Consider the following 23,313-nt stretch of genomic DNA (forward strand, 5'->3'; position numbering starts at 1 on the left):
AGCCGGACGGGGCACACCCGCCGCCCGGCCTGCGAAACCTTGTTTTGGCGCAGTTCTAAAGCAATCCATGCAAGGTGTCATCTTGATGTGGCGACCTCCCCCGCTGGCGGCGCGGCAGATATGCCGGACGCCGCGCACACGAAGAGGTGAAGACCACAAGACATAAAAACATGCTTCCGGCTTATTGTGTTCCCAAATGAAAAGGAAGCTTGCTCTGAAAGATGAGATGAGAAGCTTCGCCCAATCGCGCTGAAGGGAGAGCACCATGCCGACCTATCACCCGCCCCGCATCGCGGCTTCGGACATCACGCCGAAGGAGACCTATCTCAGCCGCCGGCTCTTTCTGGGAGGGTCTCTGGCTTGCGGGGCCGCCATGGGTGCGGCCATGGGTGCGGTGCCCGGCACGGCATGGGCGGCACCAGCCCCCTCTCCCCTCAAGGCCGCACCCGGCCCCTTCGGCACCAGCGAGCCGCAGACCCCGAAGGCGACGGCCACCTCCTATAATAATTTTTACGAATTCGGCACGGGCAAGAGCGATCCCAAATCCTATTCCGGCGATTTCAAGCCCCGCCCCTGGACCGTGACGGTGGATGGGCTGGTTTCCAAACCGCAGACCTTCGATATTGACACCCTCACCACTGCCTTTCCGTTACAGGAGCGCATCTACCGCATGCGTTGCGTGGAGGCGTGGTCCATGGTCATTCCGTGGATCGGCTTTCCCCTGCAAGCCCTGCTGGAGAAGGTGGAGCCTCTGGGCAGCGCGAAATATGTCGCCTTCACCGGCGTGAAGCGCCCCGAGGAAATGCCGGGCCAGCGCGGCTTCTTCCAGCCGATGAAATGGCCCTATGTGGAGGGGTTGCGGCTGGATGAGGCCCGCCATCCGCTCACTCTTCTGGCGCTGGGGCTGTATGGGGAAACCCTGCCCAACCAGAATGGCGCGCCGCTGCGGCTTGTCGTACCGTGGAAATATGGCTTCAAGGGCATCAAATCCATCACCCGCATCACCCTGACGGAACAGCAGCCCCCGGCGAGCTGGAACCTGATGCAGCCCAGCGAATATGGCTTTTATGCCAATGTGAACCCGGCGGTGGACCATCCGCGCTGGAGTCAGGCGACAGAGCGCCGCATTGCCGGCGGGGGGTTCTTCTCCAATGCCGAGCAGCGCCCCACCCTGCCTTTCAACGGCTATGGGGAGGAGGTGGCCGGGCTTTATGCCGGCATGGACCTGAAGGTGAATTACTGAAGCGCTTCGGAAGGGCCCCGTCATGACGCCACTTGGACAGACGCCACTTCGACAGACGCCCCAGCCCCCCATGCCGCGCGACAATCCGCGCGACAAGGCCCCTCGCCCCTCTGGCGCGCGCATGGCCCGTTTTTCTCCACGCCTTTCCCAGCGCCAGCGCGCCGCCTCCATCTGGGCGCTTTACGCGCTAGGGCTCGCGCCCGGCCTGTGGGGGTTCTGGCTGGGCGCCACCGGGCAGATTGCCGGAGATCCGGTGCGGGTATTCGAGCATCTGCTTGGGCTGTGGGCACTGCGTTTTCTGTGTCTGTGCCTGGCCATCACGCCGCTGCGCCAGCTTGCAGGCGTGAACCTGCTGCCCTGGCGGCGGGCGCTGGGGCTGCTGGCTTTCTGGTATGTTCTGGCGCATGTCACAGTCTATCTGCTGCTGGACCGGGGGCTGAACCTCTCCGCCATTACGCAGGATCTTCTACGTCGTCCCTATATCATGCTCGGCATGGCCGGGCTGGTGCTGCTGGTGCCGCTGGCGCTGACCTCCAACCGTTGGTCCATCCGCAAGCTGGGGCGCAACTGGGTACGGCTGCACCAGCTGGTCTATGCCGTGTTGCTGGCCGGCGTGCTGCATTTCGCCCTCTCGCTGAAGGTGCTGGATGGGCAGGCCATCTTCTATCTGGCCACGGCCACCCTGTTGCTGGGTTACCGGCTGGTGCGCAAGCTGGCCGGAGCGCAGCGAGACAAAAAGACAGACGACAAAGCGCGTCGCTCCTCCACCCCAGCCGGGGAAACACCCGACAGGAACGCGCGGATCAGGCCGCTTCCATCTGAAAACAAACCTGCGGAAACCGGCTCCGCTCGACCATAACCATTCAAGAGGCCAAGGAACCGGCGCGATGAATGTGACCTCATCACGCCGGTGGCCCATCACGCCTCTCCTCCGGCCGGCTCGTCCTCAGGCGACGCAGCAGAAACCGGAGCATGCCATGTCTGCATCCGGGCGCGGGCACGGCCGGTGGCCGAAGTGCTCCAACCATAATGCGCCGCCAGCCGGTCCAGAGCCAGACACAGCACCACCTTGGCGGTGCGGGCGGGCCAGCCATGCTCGCCCTCCACCAGCTCCAGCCCCTTCAGAAAACAGCACACATCCAGCAACACGCCGGACAGTTCCGGCCCCACCGCCTCCAATGCTTGGGTCACGCGCTGTTTCGCCGCCAGCACCATATCCGTGAAGTCTTCCGGCCCGCCGCCACCGCCCGGTGTTGGGCTCCACCGGCTGGTGATGCGAGGCGTGAGACCAGCGCGGGTGAAGTCCAGCCGCAGGCGCTCCCCGGCGGCAAGCTGCACCTCATCCACCATGGCCCGCCCATCGCGCCCCTTGCGACGCGCCAGCCAGACCAGAGGGCTTTCCGCCGTATTGCGCTGAACAGCCGGGCTTTCACCGCGCCCGTTCTGGCGACGCGCCTGTGTCCGCACCCGGCGGGAAGAAGCCTTGGGCGTGGAGGGAGATGTCCGCGTCATGGCTCAGCCCTCCCGTCCGGCGTATGTGCCTTCGAGAATCCAGCGCGCACAGTTTTCAAGCAGGCTCACCCGGCCATCGAACGCATCATTCTCGCGCAGATCCTCTATCCGCCGGCAGGCATGGGCCACGGTGCTGCGATCCCGCGCAAAGGCGCGGGCGACATCCGCCTGTGAAATGCCCAGCCCCACATGCGCCACATACATGGCCAGTTGCCGCGCCCGCGCCACCGGGGCTGCACAACGATGAGAGGCCAGCAGCGTTTCCAGGGACAAACCACTATTCGCCGCGACCAGGCCGGAAACCACCCGGCAAAATGCAGGTGGCACAAGCCCCGCCCCCTCCTCCAGCATCGGCGTGGAACCCGATGCGCCGCTTTTGACATACGGCCCCTCCATTCTTGCGGAAGAGATGGCCAGCGGATCAATGGCCGCGCTGCCAGAAAAGGCCTGATGCATAGGGTTGGAACCTCTTGTTAGGTTTTTATTCCTACACACATCATGCAAGCGGGCAAGCTCCGGCGGACAGGATTGCCTCCCTCCCTCAGAACAAGTGCACTTCTATAAACGAGAAATTTTCGTATATACAACCACTTGCGAAATCCCTTCGGCGAAATTCCCGAAAGTTCAATATAGGAATTTATCCCCAACGCGCCGCAACACAGCAGCATGCGACATCACGGAGCACGCCATGAATCAGACCTCTACAAAGCGCACACGCGGCCCGACCACTGCCATCGCCCTGAATGGCAAAACCCCGCAGGCGCACCCGGAATCACGCCGCCGTCCCATCCGCGCCTTTCGAAGCGAGGACGCACAGCAACTGATTGCGCAGCGCACAGACATGCTGCACCATTTCAGGATGGATCCGAATGCTCTGGCCCGCGCCCTGCGGGCAAGCCGCAAGGCGGCCCGGCACCGCACCCAGCATTATGACCCTGCCCGCCACGCAGCCTTGTTACGCCTTGCCCGGCAACAGCACGGCACGGCCCTTCAGACCTGGCTCAAAACATGATGAGGAACACCCCGAAGGCGCGATAATCAGCGTTCGGCCTTGTCTGCGGAAGCATCATTCTCTGATGCTCCGTGCGCATGACATCGGGCGCACTGGCCCGCGATTTCCAGCACCCTCTGGCGCGGCGTGAAGCCCACGGCCCGCGCCGCCCAGGCCAGATCCCGGCCCACGGCATGGGAGGACACTTCCTGCGTGAGACCGCATTGGTTGCAGATGAGGAACACCACCACATCCTCATCCCCATGGGGGTGAGCGCAGGCCAGATAGGCATTGCGGCTCTCGATGCGATGCGCCAACCCTTCGGCCACCAGAAAATCCAGCACCCGATAAACAGACATGGGCGGGCTCTGCTCCCCTCCGGCGGCGAGCCGCTCAACAATGTCATAGGCGCCCAGCGGGCTGTGGCTTTCGGCCAGCACGCGCATCACCCGGCGGCGCAGGGCCGTAAGGCGCAGGCCCTTTTGCGCACACAAGGCCTCCACCCGCGCCATCGCGCCGGCCACACATTGTGCATGGTCGTGATCGTGCAGAGGCGCGGCCTTCGCAGAGACCGGCTCATGCACAGTTCCAGACGCGACACGGGAACCGGAAGACTTCACCCGCAGACCTCCCTGCACGATCTGTGCCGCACAACCGGATGCTTTAACGCACCGTCCCGCTGCGACACACTTCAATTATCACCATCTATATTTGCGCGATTTGTCCCTTGCCGCAAATTTACCTTTCTCATGATGTTGCTTGCCCCCGGCGGAAGGGGCAAGCTGCCTGCGGCGGCGCGTGTTGCGTTGAGTGCAGGGAATGGGCCGGCGTCACGGCCCTGTCGCACCGTTCCGCCACAGTAGATCCGTCGCAATCCAGCCGGATCGCAAGCGCTTTTTTGTGGGGATACACCATGCTCAAAGGTAAGGTTGCCGTCATCACCGGTTCCACCAGCGGAATCGGCCTGGCCTATGCCCGTGCGTTCGCTGCCAAGGGCGCCAACATCGTCATCAACGGCTTGGGTGATGCTGACGCCATCGAGAAGACGCGCGCTGCTATCGCCAGCGAATTCGGCGTGACGTGCCTGTATTCCCCCGCCAACATGCTGGATCCGGAAGAAATCGCCGGCATGGTCAAGCTGGCCGAAACCGAGCTGGGCGCCTGCGATATTCTCGTCAACAATGCCGGCATTCAGCATGTGGAGCCGATCGAGACCTTCCCCATTGATATGTGGAACAAGATCATCGGCATCAACCTGTCTTCCGCTTTCTTCGCCATGCGTGCCGCCATTCCGGGCATGAAGGCGCGCAAGTGGGGCCGCATCATCAACACCGCTTCGGCCCATGCGCTGGTGGCTTCTCCCTTCAAGTCCGCCTATGTCTCGGCCAAGCACGGCATTGCCGGCCTGACCAAGACCGCCGCGCTTGAAACCGCTGAGCATGGCATCACCGTCAACGCCATCTGCCCCGGCTATGTGTGGACCCCGCTGGTGGAAAAGCAGATTCCGGAAACCGCCAAGGCCCGTGGCATGACTGAAGAGCAGGTGAAGAAGGATGTTCTTCTGGCCGCCCAGCCCACGAAGGAATTCGTGACGGTTGAGGAAGTGGCCGCTCTGGCCGTCTTCCTGGCTTCGGATGACGCCCGCTCCATCACCGGCTCCATGCAGCAGATCGACGGCGGCTGGGTCGCCGAATGATGCTGGCGGCGCGGGGAGGAGTAGATTGATGTCCCACCCCGAAAACCGCTCACAAGACACCTCCTCCGCGCCCCACCGCGGAGGAGAAGCCAAGCCCTGCCGCGCCCTGAGCCTTGCGCTTCAGGGTGGCGGGGCCCATGGCGCCTTCACATGGGGCGTGCTCGACCGGCTGCTTCAGGAAGACAGCCTGCGCATCACCGGCATTTCCGGCACCAGCGCCGGCGCCATGAACGCCGTAGTGCTCGCCTCCGGCCTGGCCCATGGCGGCCGGGCGCATACGCGGGAGAGCCTCACCCAGTTCTGGCGTGATGTCTCACGCGATGGGCGCATGTCGCCTCTTCAGCGCTCCACATTCGACAGGCTGATGGGCAACTGGTCGCTGGCGCGCAACCCCACCTATATTGCGATGAACGTGGCCTCCCACCTGTTCTCGCCTTATGATCTCAACCCGCTGAACATCAATCCGCTGCGCGAGATTCTGGAAGCGCATGTGGATTTTGACGCCATTCGCGCCTCGGCGCTGAAGCTGTTCATTTCCGCCACCAATGTGCATACCGGCCGGGCGCGCATCTTCACCCGTGAGGATATCAGCCCCGATGCCATCATGGCCTCAGCCTGCCTGCCCTTCCTGTTTCAGGCGGTGGAGATTGATGACGTGCCCTACTGGGATGGCGGCTATATGGGCAACCCGCCATTGCTCCAGCTTTATGACCATGGCGATGCGGATGACATTCTGCTGGTGCAGATCAATCCGGTTGAACGCAAGGCCACGCCACGCACGGCCGTGCAGATTCAAAACCGCATCAATGAAATTACCTTCAACGCCTCGCTGGTGGGCCAGTTACGTACCATTGAGCGTATGAACCGGCTGGTCGATCAGGGGCGCCTCAGCCCGAAAACTCTGGCCAGATGCAATTTCCGCCGGATTCACCTGCACCGCATTGGCGGGGATGCCCAGCTTGATGCGCTGGACGCCACGTCCAAACTCAATACGGAATGGCCCTTTCTCCAGCATTTGCGGGATCTGGGACGGGAAGCCGCCGACAACTTCCTGAACGCGCACTGTCAGGATATCGGCCACTGCTCCACTCTGGAGGCGGGGGATGAGTTGGTTGACGAGTAAGCGCAACGCGACGCCCGACCCTTCACCCTTGCCGCATCTCCTGTCAAGCCAGAGCCGTTTCACGAATGTTCCCACCTGGAACATCTGACAAGGATTGCCCCATGCTCAAGGTTGTCGCGCAATTTTTCATCCAGTCCGCAAAGGTGGATACGGCCCTGCCCCTGCTGCGCGAACTGGCCGCCCTCTCCCGGCAGGAAGAGGCATGCATCGCCTATGACCTGTTCGTGAATGAGGAGGATTCAGGCCACTTCACCATTATCGAAACCTGGCCGGATCACGCCGCCCTCAAGGCGCACAGCCTCACAGAGCATTTCACCCGACTGGTTCCGCAGCTTCAGGGGCTTGGACGCGAGACGAGCAAGATCACGCTGATGAAAGCGGTCGATATCTGAAATCTTGCCGCAGGCTGCGCTTCCATAAACAGAATGCGCAGCCTGCAACATATGTCATGCCTCACCTTCGGCCTGCCACAAGCAAGCCACACAAGCCAGGCCATGCGCGGCATCAGGCGCCGCGCGTATCCTTTTTCGCCTGCGCCACGGCAACAAATTTGGTCACACGCCCGGCCTCACCGGCCGCACCAATTTCTTCCGGCCGCCGGCTGGCCTTGTTGCGCATGCCCTTGCCGGGGCGCGGCAGCGTAGCCGGGCGCGTCGCCAGCTTGGCGTTGCGCTTCAGCTCCAGCGCGCGATGCGCATTTTCCATCATCTCTTCGCGGGCTGCGGCCGCCTGCCGGCGCACCTCTTCACGACGGGCGCGGGTGAGTGCATCCGTCAGCACGGAGGCTTTCTCCCGGTTGCCCACATCGGCCTTCTCGAAAGTGGTCTTGCCCACCCCGCCCTTGCCGCGCAACGCCCGGCGCTGGGCATTGGCCAGGCTCATGGCCCGGTCCCGACGTTCGCGCAGATGACTCACAAGCTGATGCAGATCCGAATCCGTCAGGGCCGGCAAAGCCGGATGACGGGTCTTCTCCACCAGCTCCACTTCACCATCGGAGAGCAGACGACGTTCTGTCTTGCGCGGATGCGCCATGACGCAACCTCCTTCTATGTTCATTCTTCAAGCCAAGGCTATCACAGGGAAAAAGGAGCGCGTATGACAAACCCGAAACAGATGGATACTGTGGAATGATTGCGCATGTCCCCACATCCTCTCCAACCCGCTTTGGCCTGATGCACGGCCCGCAGACGGTGCGCCTTTCGGTCGAGACAGGCGACATCACGCAACTGGCGCTGGACGCCATTGTGAACGCGGCCAACAGCTCCTTGCTGGGCGGCGGCGGGGTGGATGGGGCCATTCACCGGGCGGCCGGGCCACAATTGCTGGCGTTCTGCCGCACGCTAAACGGCTGCCCCACCGGCGAGGCGCGCCTCTCCCCCGGTTTTGCATTGCCAGCGCGCCATGTCATTCACACGGTCGGCCCCATCTGGCAGGGCGGCAGCGTGGGAGAAGATGATCTGCTGGCCTCCTGCTATCGTGAAAGCGTGGCGCTGGCGGAAGCTCATGGCCTGAATTCACTCGCTTTCCCCGCCATCTCCACCGGCGTCTATGGCTTCCCGGCGGAGCGGGCTGCTCCTCTGGCCGTCGGCGCCGTGCTGGAAGCGCTGGTGCAGACGCGCCATGTGCGTCATGTGGTGTTCTGCTGTTTTTCTTCCCCTTCCGCCGGATTGCATCTCGATGCCCTCACACGAAACGACCATATCCGCCCCCTCTGAGCCAGCCGGCCCCGCGCCGGATCTCGAAATCCTGCATCGTGATGGCATGATGCTGATTCTCAACAAGCCTTCGGGCCTGCCTGTCCATGCCGGGCCAAAGGGCGGCGAGACGCTGAGTGACCATCTGGAGAGCCTGCGTTTCGGCCTGCCGCGCACGCCGGAACTCGCCCACCGGCTGGACAAGGACACCTCCGGCTGCCTGGTTCTGGGCCGTCATACTCGCGCGCTGGCGCAACTCGGCAAGATGTTCGCCTCCGGCGGGGTGCAGAAAACCTATCTGGCGGTAATACAGGGCGCACCACGACAGGACGAAGGACGGATAGACCAGCCCCTCGCCAAGCGCTCGCCCCATCGCGGCTGGTGGATGCAGGCCGTGCCCAAAGGCACAGCCGGCGCACAGGAGGCGGTGACGGACTATCGCCTCCTGCATCGCGGTGCGGAAGGCGGGCTGAGCGTGATAGCCCTGTGGCCCCGCACCGGGCGCACCCACCAGTTGCGCGCACATCTGGCGCATCTGGGCAGCCCCATTCTGGGTGATGCGATTTATGGCGGCGCCTCCCGCCTGCCCGGCGGACCAAGGCTGCATCTGCATGCCCTGCAGATCGAGATTCCGCCATTCGGCAAGACGGACAGCAAAAAAGCCGGCAAAAAACAGGAGCAGCAGGACAAGTCTGCGCCGGCCCGCCTTCCGGTGGTTGTCTGCGCCCCCCTGCCGCCCCATATCCGGGCCACACTGGCGCATCTTGGGCTTGACCCGGAGGCGATTGTCATGGCTGCCCGCACCACCCCGGACACTCCCGCACCGGAACCGGCTGTGTGACCCGTCGCGCACAGATTTAACCGGATACGAGCAATTCATGCCCCATCTTTGCCGGATGTCCCCGTCAGAAATGGAATATTCTGAATCATGGCCCGCCCATATGCGCATTCAGGCTGAAGAGGCCATGCGGAAACAGGCCCGACTGGCACCGGCATGAAGAAGGGGAAGACAGCAGCGTGAACCCGTCACCATCGCCCCGGCCCGGTGCAGAGCAGCCCTCCAGAGCCAGGCCGGAACGGGCCGTGAAAAAACGCGCCGCTTCGGAACGCGCAGCTCTGGAACGCGCCTTGCGGCGTGCACGGCTGGTTCTGCTGTGGGAACAGATCTGGCCGGCCATCGCCGGCATGGGCGCTGTCATCGCGGCTTTTCTGGCTGTGTCCTTCGCCGGCCTTTGGGAGATTTCGGGGCCTGTTGGCCGCATCATTGGCCTTGCGCTGTTTGCCGGACTGATGGCGCTGGCCGCGCGCCCGCTGCTGAAACTGCATCGTCCCCGGAGGACAGAGGCTCTGGCGCGGCTGGATACGCACAGCGCCATGAGCCATCGCCCCGCCACCGCGCTGGACGATCATCTGGCCACCCAGCCGGAAGATCCGGTTTCGCGCGCCCTGTGGCAGGCCCATATGGCGCGGGCGCGCAGCATTGCACATCGGCTGCGGGCCGGCCTTCCCAGCCCCGGCATGGCCCGGCATGATCCTTATGGCCTGCGAGGTCTGGCGCTTGTCGCGCTGGCGGCCACTTTCTTCATGGCACCGGGCGAACATCTCAGCCGCCTGCGCGCAGCTTTTGACTGGCGCGGTTTTTCCACCACCGCTCCCAGCCGGCTGGATGCCTGGGTGGACCCGCCCCATTATACCGGCCGACCGCCCGTGCTGCTGCCCGGCCTGCGCGCGGATGATGGCAACGCCGCAGCACAAACCGAAATCGCCGAGCCCCTCGCCGTGCCCGCCGGCAGCACGCTGGTGGTGCGCGGCACCGGGCTCACGGCTTCGGCCATCCATCTTTCCGGCGAGATCGTCCCGGCCGAGGAACGGGCTGATACACCACAGGATGGGGCGTTGCGCTTCATCATTCGCGGTGACAGCGAAGCCGCCCTGCGCGCCCCGGATGGCCGCCATCTGAGCTGGCGCTTCACCGCTCCGCCAGATCTTCCGCCGCAGATCAGTTTCATCAAACCGCCCCAGCCGGGCCAGCGCCATGGCCTGCAACTGAACTATCGGGTGGAAGACGAATATGGCGTGGCGCAAGCCGAGGCCCGCTTCAGCCCCTTGCCGCCACAACCCGGCCTGTTTCCACGGCCCGGCTCCACCCCTCCGGAAATGCCGGAAGCCCCCCTTGTTGCACCACCGGATTTCACCCTGCCCCTGCCGGCCGGCCGGCGCAGCGGCACCGTGGAAACCACGAAGGATCTGGTCGCCCATCCATGGGCTGGCGCCATGGTGCGCATCACTCTGCATGCCCGCGATGCCGCCGGCCATGAGGCGGTAAGCGAGACACGCACCCTGCGCCTGCCAGAGCGCCCCTTTACGGACCCGACTGCCCGCGCCCTGATTGATGAACGCCGCCGGCTGGCGCTGGACCCGGACAATCGCCGCCGCCTTGTCGCCGTGCTGCGCGCCCTCACCACCGCGCCGGCCCGGTTCGAGATTCCCACCGGCGAATATCTGGGCCTGCGCACGGCGCTGGCGCGCGCCAAATATGCCCGCAATAATGCGGATCTGCGCGATCTGGTGGATTATCTGTGGGGGATCGCCGTCCAGATCGAGGATGGCAAGCTGACCGATGCCGAGCGCGCCCTCATCGCCGCCCAGCAGGCGCTGCGCGAGGGGCTGGAACAGGGCGCATCCGATGAAGAGATCGCCCGGTTGATGGACAATCTGCGCAAGGCCATGGCTCAGATGATGCAACAGCTCTCCCGCCAGGCTCAGCACAGCGATGGTGCCGACCGGCCGCTGGACCAGAACACCCGTATCGTGACCCAGCAGGACCTGCAACGCATGATGGACCAGATGGAAAATCTGGCCCGCTCCGGCAATCGCGAAGCTGCGCGCCAGCTTCTCAACCAGCTTCAGGCCATGATGGAGAGCCTGCGGCAAGGCAACCCGCAGGCCAGCCGGCAAAAGGGCCAGCAAGGCGAACTGGGGGCCATGATCCAGCAGCAGCAGCGCCTGCGGGACCGCACATGGAAAGAGCAGCAAGGACAAGGGCAGCAGCCGCAGCCAGAACAGCCCCAACAGGGCGAGGCTCCGCCTTCCACCCCCGAGGATACATACCGCACGCTACAGCAGGAACAGCAGGCTCTGCGCGAGCGTCTGGACAAGATGCGCGACATTCTGCGCCGTCTTCAGCAAGGCCCGGCTGGCGCAGGCGAAAACGCCGAGCAGGGCGAAGACAGCAACACCCAGGACATGAACCCCCAGGACATGAACCCCCAAGGCATGGCCCGCGCCATGAAGCGTGCCGGCGAAGCCTTCAAGGATGCATCCGAAGCCATGCGTGAGGCCGAAGATGCGCTGGGCCAGAGTGATGCCGCTGAAGCACAGACAGCACAGGGCGAGGCTTTGCAGTCCCTGCGGCAGGGTGCACAAGCTCTGGCGGAAGGGCAGCGCGGGCAGAATGGCCAGAATGCACAGGGCAATGGCACCGATCCGCTCGGCCGCCCCTTGCAGGGTGGGCAGGGCTCTGGTGATGACCAGAGCGTGAAGGTGCCGGATGAATTCGATGCACAGCGCGCCCGTCGCGTGCTGGAAGAGTTGCGCCGCCGGCTGGAACAGCCGGACCGGCCCCAGCCGGAGCTGGATTATCTGGAGCGCCTGCTCAATGGCTTGTAAAACACCCCCTGCCTTTCGCGGGCTTGCGCACCGGCAGGGTTTCGGACAATTTGGCCACCCGGATGCAGGCAGGCTGTATCCGGCTGTCTGCACAAGCGTGGGCGCGCCCGTGCAACAGCCATCGGAACGGGGTTCATGAACCAGAACGTGCCGCAGCAGGATAAAGAAAAGACGGGCGCCGCAGAGCGCTTTGTCGCCACCCCGCCGGATTTCAACGCCGCGGCGCGGCACAGTGCCCGTGTGCGCTGGACCAAACGGTTGTTGCCCATTGCCGTTGGAGCCGCCGCGCTCGCCATTGGCCTGAGCGCGCTTCTCTCCCGGCTGGATATCGCAGCCAAACTGCCCGTCGATCTTGGCCGACTGACCCTCTCCGGCACCCGCCTGACCATGGAGCAGCCCCATCTTTCCGGCTTTACCGATGATGAGCGCGGCTACAGCGTTACTGCCAGCAGTGCTGAGCAGGACCTCAAAAACCCGGACTACATCCTTCTCGACAGTATAGAAGCCCGGATCGAACTGGCGGAAAAGGGCTGGGCGCAGGTCAACGCCAAGGGCGGAAAACTGAACATCAAGAGCCAGGAAATCTTTCTGAACAAGGGGGTCGATCTCGCCATGAATGGCGGCTTCGGCGGGCATCTGAAGGATGCGCACATCAACCCGAAGAAGGGCTCCCTTGTAACGAAAAAGCCCGTATTGCTCACCTATAACGATGCCAAGCTGGTCGCCGATAGGCTGACTGTCTCCGACAGCGGAGACAAGGCGGTTTTTGAAGGTCATGTGCAGGTGGATTTCCAGCCCTCGAAGCTGAACCCGCCCGAACAGGCCAAAAACGAAAAGCCGGCGAATGCAAACAGGCCCGGTAACACTGCCCCGGCCCCCGGAATGACCGCCCCGAAAGCGACCGCGCCAGCCCAACCCTCTTCCGTGCAGGAACAGCCCCCTCAGGAACCTGCGCCTGCCGCCGCCCCCTCCACCGGACAAAATGGCGCAACCGCCCTGCCTCCGGCCCCGCTTCCGCGTCACAAGCCGGCGCAGCTTGCAAATCAGGCCAGCCTCGCCTGGTTTTCCCCGACCCCGCCCCCTCTTCCACGTCCCAAACCGGTGCAGTATCCATGACCCGTTCCTCCTTCCATGGCGCCATGGCCCTTGCCGCGGTTCTGGCCAGCCTCGTCTCCGTCTCTCCGGCCCTGGCGCAGGGGCGCGATGTGCCGAATGCCCTACAGGGCTTTGCCCGCAACAAGGATGAGCCTGTCCGCATCAATGCCGACAAGCTGGAAGTGCGGGACAAGGACAAGGTCGCCGTTTTCTCCGGCAATGTGGTGGTGCAGCAAGGTGACACCACGCTGCGCACGCGCGACCTTCTGGTGCATTATGATGGCGAATCCGCCAAGCCTGCGGATGGCGCACCGATGCAATCCGGCCAGATCCGCAAGCTGGAAGCTACCGGCGGCGTAGTGGTGCGCACCCCTGAACAGACCGCCAGCGGCCAGACCGGCATTTTTGAAATGAAGACCAATACGGTGACGCTGGAAGGCGCACCTGTGGTGCTGACGCAGGGCGAAAATGTCATTCGCGGCCGCAAGCTGGTGGTGAACCTGGAGACCGGCGTCTCACGCTTTCAGGGTGGCCGGGTGGAAAGCCTCATCATGCCCGGCAGCATGAAGGACCAGCAAAAGCAACGCTGAACCCGTGGGGTGCCGCAATGGCGCCCCTCTTCCACGCTCAAAATAACGAGCCTGTGGAAAACTTTTCAGACCCCCTTGCCAGCCGAAGATCGGGTTGCTAAATGAAGCACCACTTCGGCGGCACACAAAACCACGAAGTAAGCATCTCCCGAACTTCCAATCGGAAGACTGGAAAATTCGAGAGCGGCGGGCGCATAGCTCAGTTGGTAGAGCAGCTGACTCTTAATCAGCGGGTCCTAGGTTCGAGCCCTAGTGCGCCCACCATCACATCAAGTGATGCGTGGTAATGACTTAGACGGAAATAACCGTCACATTTTGAAGCCTCGCCAAATTGGCTGACCGGACATTGACCGGGCACTTAAGTCAAAACATCTACCCTTTTCGATTCTGACCGGAAACAGCGCGCTGTCCGAAACGGCTCTTGTCTGTTGCCGCCCTGTCGGCATCCACACGACACTCAATCTGCAAGATCTGTGATAGCGCACAATCCTAATCCCGCAAGCCGGCTAGTGCCCCCTTGTCTCTTTTCTGGGCACGACCAACTGGGATGAACCGTGGGCGACTCATGGCCAAATCTCCCCTATGGCACAGCGCTATGTCATATGGAGAAGCGTCCTTGACGAGAACCTACGGCTGACGGGGGCAATTCCCCAGACCTGCCACCTCCTCAGCGCTTCTCGTTCCGGCAGCTCACAGCTCCCGATCGACGCTGCGGAGCCATGAGGAGACGCTGACGAGGGTGTCGCGCTTCTGCACAAGAAGCTTCAGGATCCGCGCACGCGGCGCGAGGGCCACGAGCGTCTGCGTGGCGCTGCCTGGGCCGTAGCTGCCATGGGTGATGACTGCACCACCGTTACCCCGACAGGTCGTGGGTGGTCAGAAAGGTCTGCACCGGCGCAGGCAGCGCACCACCCCAGATGGGGCGACGGTGGTGGACCCTCCTGCGGAGGTGTGCAAGATCCACGTCATGCGCATTGGCAGCAGCTTCGGCCAGCGTTTGCAGACCGATTACCTGCGCATGGCGACCTTGATTGCCAAACAGGTGCCGGGCACGCCGGTGAAAATGATGTGGACCCGCGAGGGGGACATGCTCCAGGGCCGCTTCCACCCGTTCACCCAATGCCGCCTGTGCGCCGCACTGGACGAGACGGGCGATGTGAAGGCGCTGCACATGCGCATTTCCGGCCAGCCCATCGCGGCCTACGCCTATCCCTCGCGCATGACCGCCCCAATGGCGCCCCCTTCATCTTTCAGGGACTGGTGCCGAGTGGCACCGAGGCGGCCATCGGCTACACGGTCCCCAATCTCCTGATCGACTATGCCATGCGCAACCCGCATGTGCGGCCCGAAGCATGGCGCGGCGTGAACCTCAACCAGAACGCGGTCTATCTCGAATGCTTCATTGATGAGCTCGCCCATGCCGCGGGCCAGGACCCGCTCGCCTTCCGCCGCAGGCTGATGGTGAACCATCCCCAGCACCTCGCGGTGCTGGAAGCTGCGGCGAAGGGGATCGGCTGGGAGATCGAGCCGCCAAAGGGCGTGCATCGTGAACTCGCCCAGATCATGGGCTTTGGCAGCTATGTGGCGGCGGCAGCAGAAGTGTCCGTCACGAACGGGAAGTTCAAGATCCACCGCATATCGCTGCCACCGATCCCGGCCATGTGGTCAATCCGCAGCAGAGCGAGGCTCAGGTCGCCGGCTCCTTCGCCTACGGGCTTTCCGCCATGCTCTATGGTGAGAGCACGGTGAAGGGCGAGGTTGGCGAGCCGACCATCGCGGTCGCTGCGCCGGCCGTGCTCAACACCACCCCTTCCGCCACCGGCAAGAGGGTGCGCGACCTGCAGCTCAAGAATTTCCATCTCGGCGTGATCTGAGCGCAAGCCCCCGCTCGCGCCGGAAATGACGCGTTCAGGCAACCAATCGTTCACCGCCGACATGATCGATACGCTTTCCGACGCGGCACGTAACAGTCTGCGGAGGATGGGGGTGGCTATCGGCGGGATCACCCGCACGCTTTTCGCCCAGCGCGTCGAGGTTGCCGACAACGAGGTTCGCATCATGGGATCGAAGTCGGAAGAGCTGCGAACGCGGGTCACTGCTTCGGGCGAGGAAACGGCGACGTTTGGCGTTCAGAGTTCTGTACTAAAATGGCGCACCCGGCACGATTCGAACGTGCGGCCTCTGCCTTCGGAGGGCAGCGCTCTATCCAGCTGAGCTACGGGTGCAGCGCGCCTTCACTAGCCTGAGAAAGGGGCTCAGGTCAATGCACTTCCTTCACAGGAAGCTGTTTCTCCCCAAATGGGCACGCTGCGCAGCCCCGCACCTGCCCACGGCTACCGGGCAGCCATTACTGGGCCGCCATGCCTTCCGTCTCTTCCTGAAGTGCCGCCAGAAGCGACATGAAACGCTCCCCCTGCACCAGAACATGGCTGCGCAGGCGTTGCGCGGCCTCTGTCGCATCGCCAGCCAGCAGGGCTTCCAGAATCCTCTCATGCTCGGAAAAAGAACTGTCCATGCGCCGGGGCACCCGGAGCTGAAGACGTCGATAAGGCTGCAAGGCCCGTTGCAGGCGCAGGGTTTCCGCCGCCAGCACCCGGTTGCCTGTCGCGGCATAAATGGCGCCGTGAAAGTGCGTGTTGGCCTCATAATAAGCGCTCTCATCATCCGCCTCGACAGCGGCGCGGCACTCATCATGGGCGCGGGAAAGGGTGCGCTTATCCTCATCGCTCATGCGCTGGGCGGCCATGCGTGCACAGGCGGCCTCCAGCTCGGCCATGAGCTCAAAAGATTCCATCAGTTCGCGCGGGCCCAGCAACAGCACGAAAGCGCCGCGCCGCGGCTTGATTTCCACAAGGCCGGATGCCGCCAGCTGAATCAGAGCCTCGCGGATGGGCGTGCGCGAAACGCCGAAGCGCTCGGCCAACCCAACCTCATCCAGCCTCTGCCCAGGGCGCAGACGCCCGGCAATGATGTCTTCTTCGAGGGCTTCCCTCAATTTTGGGGTCTGTTCTCCACGCACAGCTATCCCTCCTGCCCCTTCAAGCCAAAACCGAATATGGTCAAAAATGCAACCAACAAATTCTTGCATACAAGATGATTGACAGAAAATGCACAGTGGGTTTCAGTGAAGACAAGACGAGAGGCGTTCCATGTTGCAGGCGTTTTTTCATACAGGCTGTTTCGCCACGCCGGATAAATCCCGTGCCGGCAAAGCGACGCGCCATGCCCCGCTGGAGAAGGAAAACCGCTTCATGCCCCCCGTGCATCCATGCCCGAAAAGTTGCCTTGCCAGCGCCAGCTTCACCCTGTCCCATAAGACGCTCCACAGGCGGATCGGTTCCGTACGGGGCCGCAGGCGCACAGTCTCAACAGCTTCGGCAGAGGGGCGATGACATGAGCACAAGCAGCAACACCTCTTTCTTCAGCGATCTTCTCACCTCCATTGCGGAGCGTGGTCGCGCCCTGCTGTCTTCCTCCCCCCGCAAGGCGCAGGGGGCAGCACGCTCGGCAACGCTTGTAGAGCGGTGTGAAGAGTTGCTCTCCGGCCGAGGCGAAGCCTCCGGCGTGGCGCTGGCAACCGAGATTCTGGAGCGTTATGAACGCCTGAAGACCGGCGAGCGCATTGCCTTCTTCGAGGCGCTCGCCGAATCCTTCGGGCCGGACAGGGCCCGGCTTGATGCCGCGGTTGAAGCCTATGGCCGTACCGGGTCGGATGCCTCCATGGCCGAAATGCACGCCGCCAGCGAGCCACGCCGGCAAGAGCTGTTCCGCCGCCTCAACATGGCCCCGCGTGCCACGCTGGCTCTGGTACGGATGCGTGAAGACCTGATGGACGCCCTGCCCCGCCGTCGTGATCTTGCGGCGGTGAACCAGGATTTTGCCCATCTGTTTTCCTCCTGGTTCAACCGGGGCTTTCTGGTGCTGCGCCGCATGCACTGGTCCACGCCTGCCAATGTGCTGGAAAAGCTCATTCGCTATGAAGCCGTGCATGAAATCCGCGACTGGAACGATCTGCGCGCCCGCGTGGATACGCCGGACCGGCGCTGCTACGCCTTCTTCCACCCTGCTCTGGTGGATGAGCCGCTGATTTTCGTGGAAGTGGCCCTCACCGGAGATATTCCCGGTGCCATCGCCCCGGTGCTGGACCAGAACCGCGCCCATCTGGACCCCAGAAAGGCCACCACGGCGGTCTTCTACTCCATCTCCAACTGCCAGCGCGGGCTGGCGGGCGTGTCCTTCGGCAACTTCCTCATCAAGCAGGTGGTGGAGGAGATTTCCCACGAATTCTCCAACCTCACCACCTTCGTCACCCTTTCGCCAGCGCCCACCTTCCGCAAATGGCTGGACGCCGAGCGCGCAGCGGAAAATTCCGCCGTTCTGGAGGCGGCCGACCGCGAGACGCTCAAGGCACTGGACGAGGCCGGCTGGGAAGACAAGCCGGAGGTGCGCGCCGCGCTGGCCCCGGTTCTGGCCTCTGCCGCAGCCTATTATTATCTCTCCGCCAAGACCCCGAAGGGCAAGCCGGTGGACCCTGTCGCCCGCTTCCATCTCGGCAATGGCGCGCGGCTGGAATGCATCAACCCCATGGGCGACCTTTCCAGGAAGGGCCTCTCCCAGGCGGCCGGGTTGATGGTGAATTACCGCTATCTGCTCAATGATATCGAAAAGAACCACGAAGCTTTTGCCGGCAAGGGTGAGGTTGTGGCCAGCCCTGCCGTGAAGAAACTGCTGCGCGGCGATGTCGCTCAGCGCGCCCTTGTTCCCCTGTCCTGAGAAGAGCGATGACAAAAAGCGCCAATCATCTGTTCAGCGCCATACGCGACGCCATGCCGGCGCTGGAAAAACCGCTGGTGATCCATCCCGAGGGAGGTGTGGAGACCTATGCGGACGCGCTGGCCCTTTCCGGCCAGCTTGCAAACCTGCTGGTGCAGCGCGGTGTCAAACCGGGCGATCGGGTGGCCGTGCAGGTCGACAAATCCTGGCCGGCTCTGGCGCTCTATCTGGCCGCCGTGCGGGCCGGGGCAGTCTATCTGCCGCTGAACACGGCCTATACGCTGAACGAGGTGGAATATTTCCTCTCCGACGCAGAGCCGACCGTGTTCGTCTGCCGTCCGCAGATCGCCGCCGAAGCGAAGGCGCTGGCCGACAAGGTGAAAGTGCCCTGTGTGGAAACGCTGGGTGCAGATGGCAAGGGCTCTCTCACCGATGCCTCCGCCAACCTGCCTTCCGCATTTGAGGATATCGCCCGCGGGCCGGATGATCTGGCCGGCATTCTCTACACCTCCGGCACCACCGGCCGTGCCAAGGGCGCGATGCTGAGCCATGCGAACCTGCTCTCCAACGCCCGCACCCTGCGCGATACCTGGCGCTTCACCGACAAGGACGTGCTGATCCACGCCTTGCCGCTGTTCCACACGCATGGCCTGTTCGTCGCCTCCAACATCATCCTGCTGTCGGGCGCGACGATGGTCTTCTGCCCGAAGTTCGATGCGAAGCAGACGCTGGCCCTGATGGGCCGAGAGGAGTATCGCCCCACCGCGCTCATGGGCGTGCCCACCTTCTATACCCGCCTGCTGGACCAGCCCGGCCTCAACCGGGACAGCACCGCGCATATGCGCCTGTTCATCTCCGGCTCGGCCCCCCTGCTGGCGGAAACCCATCGCGCCTTTTTCGAGCGTACCGGCAAGGCCATTCTTGAACGCTATGGCATGACAGAAACCGGCATGAACACGTCCAACCCCTATGAGGGCGAGCGCATTGCCGGCACGGTGGGCTTTCCGCTTCCCGGTGTGAGCCTGCGCGTGTGCGACCCGGAAAACGGCGCGGTGCTGCCTGCCGATACAATCGGCATGATTGAGGTGCAGGGCCCGAATGTCTTCAAGGGCTACTGGCGCATGCCGGAGAAAACCGCCTCCGAATTCCATGATGGCTGGTTCATTACCGGCGATCTCGGCAAGGTGGATGAGAAGGGCTATGTGCACATTGTCGGCCGCGGCAAGGATCTCGTCATCACCGGCGGCTTCAATGTCTACCCCAAGGAAGTCGAGGCCGAGATCGACCTGATTGACGGCGTACTGGAAAGCGCCGTCATCGGCGTGCCCCATCCCGATTTCGGGGAAGGCGTCACCGCCGTGGTGGTGCTGAATGAGGGCGCCAGCGTGAGCGAGGCCGATGTGCTCGGCGCGCTGGATGGCAAGCTGGCCAAGTTCAAGATGCCCAAAAAGGTGTTCTTCATCGCGGAACTGCCGCGCAACACCATGGGCAAGGTGCAGAAAAACGTTCTGCGCGACAGCTACAAGGACATTTATCGCGACGCCGCATGACACAGCCGGCAGGGTGATGCTGACGCCAATGGTATTGCCCTGCCGTGACCCCATATACGACCACGGGCTGCAAAGCCCGAACCAGAGTGCAATGAACGCCGGCCAAGCGGCGTCACACATCACAGGAAACGTCAGAATGGCCCCGCACCAGAGGGCCTGGGAGGAAAAACCATGTTGAAGTCCACTTTTGCCCGTGTCGGCTGCGCCGTTGCGCTGGCTGCCGCCCTGACCACCAGCGTGGCTGGCGTCGCCATGGCCCGCGATATCACGCTGCGTGCCTCGCACCAGTTCCCCGGCGGCAAGGGCGACCCGCGCGATGAAATGATGCAGATGATTGCGCGGGATGTGGAAGCCGCCAATGTCGGCCTCAAGATCCAGGTCTTCCCCGGCGCATCGCTCTACAAGCCGCATGAACAGTGGGGCGCGCTCACCAAGGGCCAGCTTGACCTGTCCTCCTTCCCGCTGGATTACGCCTCCGGGCGCGTGCCACAATTCTCCGTCACGCTCATGCCCGGCCTGGTGCGTAATTTTGATCGCGCCGAACGGCTGAACACATCTCCCTTCATGGACGAGATCAAGCAGATCGCCGAGAAGCACGGCGCCATTGTGATCGCCGATGCCTGGCTTTCCGGCGCTTTCGCCTCCAAGAAGGAATGCATCACCGGGCCGGACAGCATCAAGGGCCAGGTGACGCGCGCGGCCGGCCCCGCCTTTGAGCAGATGCTGGCCAAGGCTGGTGCCTCCATTTCCTCCATGCCGTCTTCGGAGGTCTATTCCGGCATGCAGACGGGCGTGCTGGATGCCGCCAATACCTCTTCCTCCTCCTTCGTCTCTTACCGCCTATATGAGCAGGCCAAATGCCTCACCGCCCCCGGCGAAAATGCACTGTGGTTCATGTATGAGCCGGTCGTCGTCTCCAAGCGCACCTTCAACAAGCTGAACCCCGAACAGCAGAAGGCCCTGCTGGAGGCCGGCAAGAAGGCGCAGGAATGGTTCTCGCAGGAGGTCCGCAAGGGCGACCAGTTGCTCATCGACACCTACAAGAAGGCCGGTGTCGAGGTTATCGAGATGTCCTCGTCCGATTTCGATGAATGGCTGAAGGTTGCTCAGGAAAGCTCCTACAAGAACTTCTCTGAAAATGTGAAGGGCGGTGACGCGCTCATCAAGAAGGCCCTTGCGGTGGAATAATCCGGCAGGAGACGCCTTGCGGCGGCATATGCGGCAGTTTTTCGAAAAACCGCCCGTGCCGCCCCTCTCCCGCCTGTGAGCGCCAGCTTTTCTCCGGCCACGAACCGTAAGGGTTCGGGCCGGACGGAAAGAACGGTTCAACACCAGCCGAGCCACATGACGCCCCGAACGGGAGCGGAAGGCCCTGACAGACAGGACCTGAGCGATGAGTGACGTGACGACCTGCGCACAAAGCCGCGCCCCTACCCGCGCGACAAACCGCGTGACGAAAGCAACCGACATGCCCCGCCTTTTCCTCATGGCCGTGGACAGCCTGTCCCGGATCGCCGCCGTCATTGCCGGCCTGATGCTGATCGCCGCCATGCTGATCATCTGCGAGATGATTTTCATGCGCTATGTGTTCCGTGCTCCCACCATCTGGGAAACGGATTTCGTGGTCTTCGCCGCCACCGCCGCCATCTTCATGGGTGCGCCCTATGTGCTGCAAACCCGCGGCCATGTGGGGGTGGATGTGGTGGAAATGGCTCTGCCCCGCCCGGCGCGGCGCGCGGTCAGCCTGTTCGGGGCCATATGCAGCCTGCTGTTCTCGCTGGCCATGACCTATGCGATGAGCCTGTTCTTCCACGAAGCTTATGTGAATGAATGGCGCACCTCCACGGCCGCCGCCATCACGCTGTGGATTCCGCTGCTGCCCGTGCCCATCGGCTTCGGCCTGCTCAGCCTTCAGTATCTGTGTGAAATCATCCGCCGCATTGCCGGCATTGACGGCTTTGGAGATCACCCATGATGGATCTGTCTCCCACTTCCGGCGGCCTTCTGATTATCGGGCTGCTGCTTGTTCTTCTGGCCTCCGGCATGCCCATCGCCTTTGCTCTGGGTATGGCCGCCATTGGCGGGCTGCTGCTCTCCGACGGCTTCGGCATTTTCGAGGTGCTGGGCGAAACCATGTTCGCCGGCATCGCCAATCTCGCCTATGTCTCCATTCCCATGTTCGTGCTCATGGGAGCCGCCGTGGCCGCAACCCCGGCCGGGCGGGATCTTTATGATGCGCTGGACCGCTGGCTGAACCGCATTCCCGGCAGCCTCGTGCTCTCCAATATCGGGGCCTGCGCCATCTTTTCGGGCATGACGGGCTCCAGCCCGGCCACCTGCGCGGCCATCGGCAAGATGGGCATTCCCGAGATGCTCAAGCGTGGTTACCCCTCCACCGTGGCCACCGGCTCCATCTGCGCCGGCGGAACGCTGGGCATTCTCATTCCCCCTTCGGTGACGCTGATCGTCTATGGCATCGCTACCGAAACCTCGATCGGCCGCCTGTTTCTGGCCGGCGTCATGCCCGGACTTCTGCTCACCGTGATGTTCATGACCTGGGCGATGATCGACTGCAAGCGCAAGGGCATGAAATTCGAGGAGGTGACCACCCGCTTCAGCTTTGCCGAGAAGATGGAATCCCTGCCCAAGGTTATTCCCTTCATGCTCATCATCGCCGGCACGCTCTATGTGCTGTATGGCGGTGTGGCGACCCCCTCGGAAGCTGCGGGCGCAGGGGCGTTCCTCACGCTGGGCGTGGTCATCATCATCTACCGGCTGTTCCGGCCGGCCCCCATCATCAACATCTTCTCCGCCACCATGCGTGAGAGCGTGATGATCATGATGATCATGGCCTCGGCGGAACTGTTCGCCTTCGCGCTGTCCTCGCTCTACATCACCCAGAGCCTGGCCGCCGCCATCGCCGATCTGGAAGTAAACCGCTGGGTGATGATGGGGCTCATCAATGTGTTCCTGCTCATCACCGGCATGTTCCTGCCTCCGGTGGCGGTGATCGTGATGTCCGCCCCACTGCTCTACCCCATTGTGGTGGGGGCGGGTTTTGACCCCTACTGGTTCGCGGTCATCCTCACCATCAATATGGAGATCGGGCTCATCACCCCGCCGGTTGGCCTCAACCTCTTCGTGGTGAACGCCATTGCGCCGCAGATCCCCACCTCTCAGGTGCTGTGGGGGGCCCTGCCCTATGTGCTGGTGATGATCCTGTCCATTTTCATCATGTGCCTCTTCCCAAGCATCGCCACCTGGCTGCCGGATCTGGTGATGGGTCCGGCCATCTAGCAACGTCCACACTCTCCGGCCTGTGCGGGTTCGCTCGCACAGGCCCGTGGCCAAACAGGCCGGGCGCATTCTCTTTCCCG

At 63.1% G+C, this 23,313-nt stretch carries 21 protein-coding genes, 2 tRNA genes and 1 pseudogene; 18 read left to right on the forward strand and 6 right to left on the reverse strand.

Translation table 11 applies throughout. The annotated features are described in order from the left end of the window. Positions 1-265: 265 nt before the first annotated feature. Together msrP and msrQ are read left to right on the forward strand one after the other, a co-directional pair. Positions 266-1,243: a protein-methionine-sulfoxide reductase catalytic subunit MsrP gene (gene msrP, locus ACT6QH_RS11300; RefSeq protein ID WP_444974929.1), complete on the forward strand. Its 978-nt coding sequence runs from the start codon at positions 266-268 to the stop codon at positions 1,241-1,243. 121 nt (positions 1,244-1,364) lie between these two features. After that, the gene (msrQ, locus tag ACT6QH_RS11305; RefSeq protein ID WP_444975149.1) at positions 1,365-2,102 is read left to right on the forward strand and encodes a protein-methionine-sulfoxide reductase heme-binding subunit MsrQ; all 738 of its coding nucleotides are present in this window, start codon (positions 1,365-1,367) and stop codon (positions 2,100-2,102) included. A 59-nt stretch (positions 2,103-2,161) separates the two neighbouring features. Here the strand turns inward: msrQ and ACT6QH_RS11310 are convergent, their stop codons facing one another. Next, positions 2,162-2,755, reverse strand: a complete 594-nt coding sequence (locus ACT6QH_RS11310) for a DUF6456 domain-containing protein (RefSeq protein WP_444974930.1) — start codon at positions 2,753-2,755, stop codon at positions 2,162-2,164. Between the two features lie 3 nt (positions 2,756-2,758). After that, positions 2,759-3,211, reverse strand: coding sequence for a helix-turn-helix domain-containing protein (locus ACT6QH_RS11315; protein WP_444974931.1), 453 nt, complete (start codon positions 3,209-3,211; stop codon positions 2,759-2,761). 232 nt (positions 3,212-3,443) lie between these two features. Here ACT6QH_RS11315 and ACT6QH_RS11320 point away from each other — a divergent pair, with 232 nt between their 5' ends. Next, positions 3,444-3,767, forward strand: a complete 324-nt coding sequence (locus ACT6QH_RS11320; RefSeq protein ID WP_444974932.1) for a hypothetical protein — start codon at positions 3,444-3,446, stop codon at positions 3,765-3,767. A 26-nt stretch (positions 3,768-3,793) separates the two neighbouring features. Here the strand turns inward: ACT6QH_RS11320 and ACT6QH_RS11325 are convergent, their stop codons facing one another. Further along, the gene (locus ACT6QH_RS11325; RefSeq protein WP_444975150.1) at positions 3,794-4,258 is read right to left on the reverse strand and encodes a Fur family transcriptional regulator; all 465 of its coding nucleotides are present in this window, start codon (positions 4,256-4,258) and stop codon (positions 3,794-3,796) included. A gap of 401 nt (positions 4,259-4,659) precedes the next feature. On the opposite strand from ACT6QH_RS11325, the gene ACT6QH_RS11330 reads away from it, so the two are divergent. From ACT6QH_RS11330 to ACT6QH_RS11340, 3 genes are all read left to right on the forward strand, one after another. Then, positions 4,660-5,442, forward strand: coding sequence for a 3-hydroxybutyrate dehydrogenase (locus ACT6QH_RS11330; RefSeq protein WP_444974933.1), 783 nt, complete (start codon positions 4,660-4,662; stop codon positions 5,440-5,442). Between the two features lie 28 nt (positions 5,443-5,470). Further along, positions 5,471-6,565 carry a patatin-like phospholipase family protein gene (locus tag ACT6QH_RS11335; RefSeq protein WP_444974934.1) on the forward strand — a complete coding sequence of 365 codons (1,095 nt, stop codon included), beginning with the start codon at positions 5,471-5,473 and terminating at the stop codon, positions 6,563-6,565. A gap of 101 nt (positions 6,566-6,666) precedes the next feature. Continuing rightward, positions 6,667-6,957: a putative quinol monooxygenase gene (locus tag ACT6QH_RS11340; protein WP_444974935.1), complete on the forward strand. Its 291-nt coding sequence runs from the start codon at positions 6,667-6,669 to the stop codon at positions 6,955-6,957. Between the two features lie 112 nt (positions 6,958-7,069). On the opposite strand, the gene ACT6QH_RS11345 is transcribed toward ACT6QH_RS11340, so the two are convergent. Further along, positions 7,070-7,597: a hypothetical protein gene (locus tag ACT6QH_RS11345; protein WP_444974936.1), complete on the reverse strand. Its 528-nt coding sequence runs from the start codon at positions 7,595-7,597 to the stop codon at positions 7,070-7,072. Positions 7,598-7,737: 140 nt separating this feature from the next. Here ACT6QH_RS11345 and ACT6QH_RS11350 point away from each other — a divergent pair, with 140 nt between their 5' ends. The 7 genes and pseudogenes from ACT6QH_RS11350 to ACT6QH_RS11380 all read left to right on the forward strand — a co-directional run. After that, positions 7,738-8,280: an O-acetyl-ADP-ribose deacetylase gene (locus tag ACT6QH_RS11350; protein WP_444975151.1), complete on the forward strand. Its 543-nt coding sequence runs from the start codon at positions 7,738-7,740 to the stop codon at positions 8,278-8,280. Next, the gene (locus ACT6QH_RS11355) at positions 8,243-9,100 is read left to right on the forward strand and encodes an RluA family pseudouridine synthase (protein WP_444974937.1); all 858 of its coding nucleotides are present in this window, start codon (positions 8,243-8,245) and stop codon (positions 9,098-9,100) included. Before ACT6QH_RS11350 ends, ACT6QH_RS11355 begins: the two co-directional genes overlap by 38 nt. Before the next feature lie 242 nt (positions 9,101-9,342). Then, entirely contained in the window at positions 9,343-11,928 is a 2,586-nt protein-coding gene (locus ACT6QH_RS11360; protein ID WP_444974938.1) for a TIGR02302 family protein, read from the forward strand. A gap of 135 nt (positions 11,929-12,063) precedes the next feature. After that, a complete protein-coding gene (gene lptC, locus ACT6QH_RS11365) occupies positions 12,064-13,044 on the forward strand; it encodes an LPS export ABC transporter periplasmic protein LptC (RefSeq protein ID WP_444974939.1) in 981 nt (326 codons plus the stop codon). Next, positions 13,041-13,613 (forward strand): LptA/OstA family protein, encoded by a 573-nt coding sequence (locus ACT6QH_RS11370; protein WP_444974940.1) that lies wholly within the window; start codon positions 13,041-13,043, stop codon positions 13,611-13,613. The genes lptC and ACT6QH_RS11370 overlap by 4 nt, the downstream gene beginning before the upstream one ends. A gap of 188 nt (positions 13,614-13,801) precedes the next feature. Next, positions 13,802-13,877: transfer RNA gene (locus ACT6QH_RS11375), tRNA-Lys, on the forward strand. Positions 13,878-14,553: 676 nt separating this feature from the next. Further along, a pseudogene (locus ACT6QH_RS11380) lies at positions 14,554-15,487 on the forward strand (molybdopterin cofactor-binding domain-containing protein); the annotation flags it as partial. Positions 15,488-15,761: 274 nt separating this feature from the next. On the opposite strand, the gene ACT6QH_RS11385 reads toward ACT6QH_RS11380, so the two are convergent. Together ACT6QH_RS11385 and ACT6QH_RS11390 are read right to left on the reverse strand one after the other, a co-directional pair. Then, a tRNA-Arg gene (locus ACT6QH_RS11385) sits at positions 15,762-15,838 on the reverse strand. Positions 15,839-15,960: 122 nt separating this feature from the next. After that, positions 15,961-16,632, reverse strand: coding sequence for a GntR family transcriptional regulator (locus tag ACT6QH_RS11390; protein ID WP_444974941.1), 672 nt, complete (start codon positions 16,630-16,632; stop codon positions 15,961-15,963). Between the two features lie 374 nt (positions 16,633-17,006). Here ACT6QH_RS11390 and ACT6QH_RS11395 point away from each other — a divergent pair, with 374 nt between their 5' ends. The 5 genes from ACT6QH_RS11395 to ACT6QH_RS11415 all read left to right on the forward strand — a co-directional run bounded on the left by ACT6QH_RS11395 (position 17,007) and on the right by ACT6QH_RS11415 (position 23,233). Further along, a complete protein-coding gene (locus tag ACT6QH_RS11395) occupies positions 17,007-18,386 on the forward strand; it encodes a malonyl-CoA decarboxylase (RefSeq protein WP_444974942.1) in 1,380 nt (459 codons plus the stop codon). Between the two features lie 8 nt (positions 18,387-18,394). After that, entirely contained in the window at positions 18,395-19,936 is a 1,542-nt protein-coding gene (locus ACT6QH_RS11400) for a malonate--CoA ligase (RefSeq protein ID WP_444974943.1), read from the forward strand. Positions 19,937-20,107: 171 nt separating this feature from the next. Continuing rightward, a complete protein-coding gene (locus ACT6QH_RS11405; RefSeq protein WP_444974944.1) occupies positions 20,108-21,124 on the forward strand; it encodes a TRAP transporter substrate-binding protein in 1,017 nt (338 codons plus the stop codon). Positions 21,125-21,329: 205 nt separating this feature from the next. Beyond that, positions 21,330-21,911 carry a TRAP transporter small permease subunit gene (locus tag ACT6QH_RS11410; protein ID WP_444974945.1) on the forward strand — a complete coding sequence of 194 codons (582 nt, stop codon included), beginning with the start codon at positions 21,330-21,332 and terminating at the stop codon, positions 21,909-21,911. 5 nt (positions 21,912-21,916) lie between these two features. After that, on the forward strand, positions 21,917-23,233 hold the full coding sequence (locus ACT6QH_RS11415; RefSeq protein ID WP_444975152.1) for a TRAP transporter large permease: 1,317 nt from the start codon (positions 21,917-21,919) through the stop codon (positions 23,231-23,233). The last annotated feature ends 80 nt before the right edge of the window (positions 23,234-23,313 follow it).

The organism is Haloleucobacter albus (assembly GCF_052492075.1).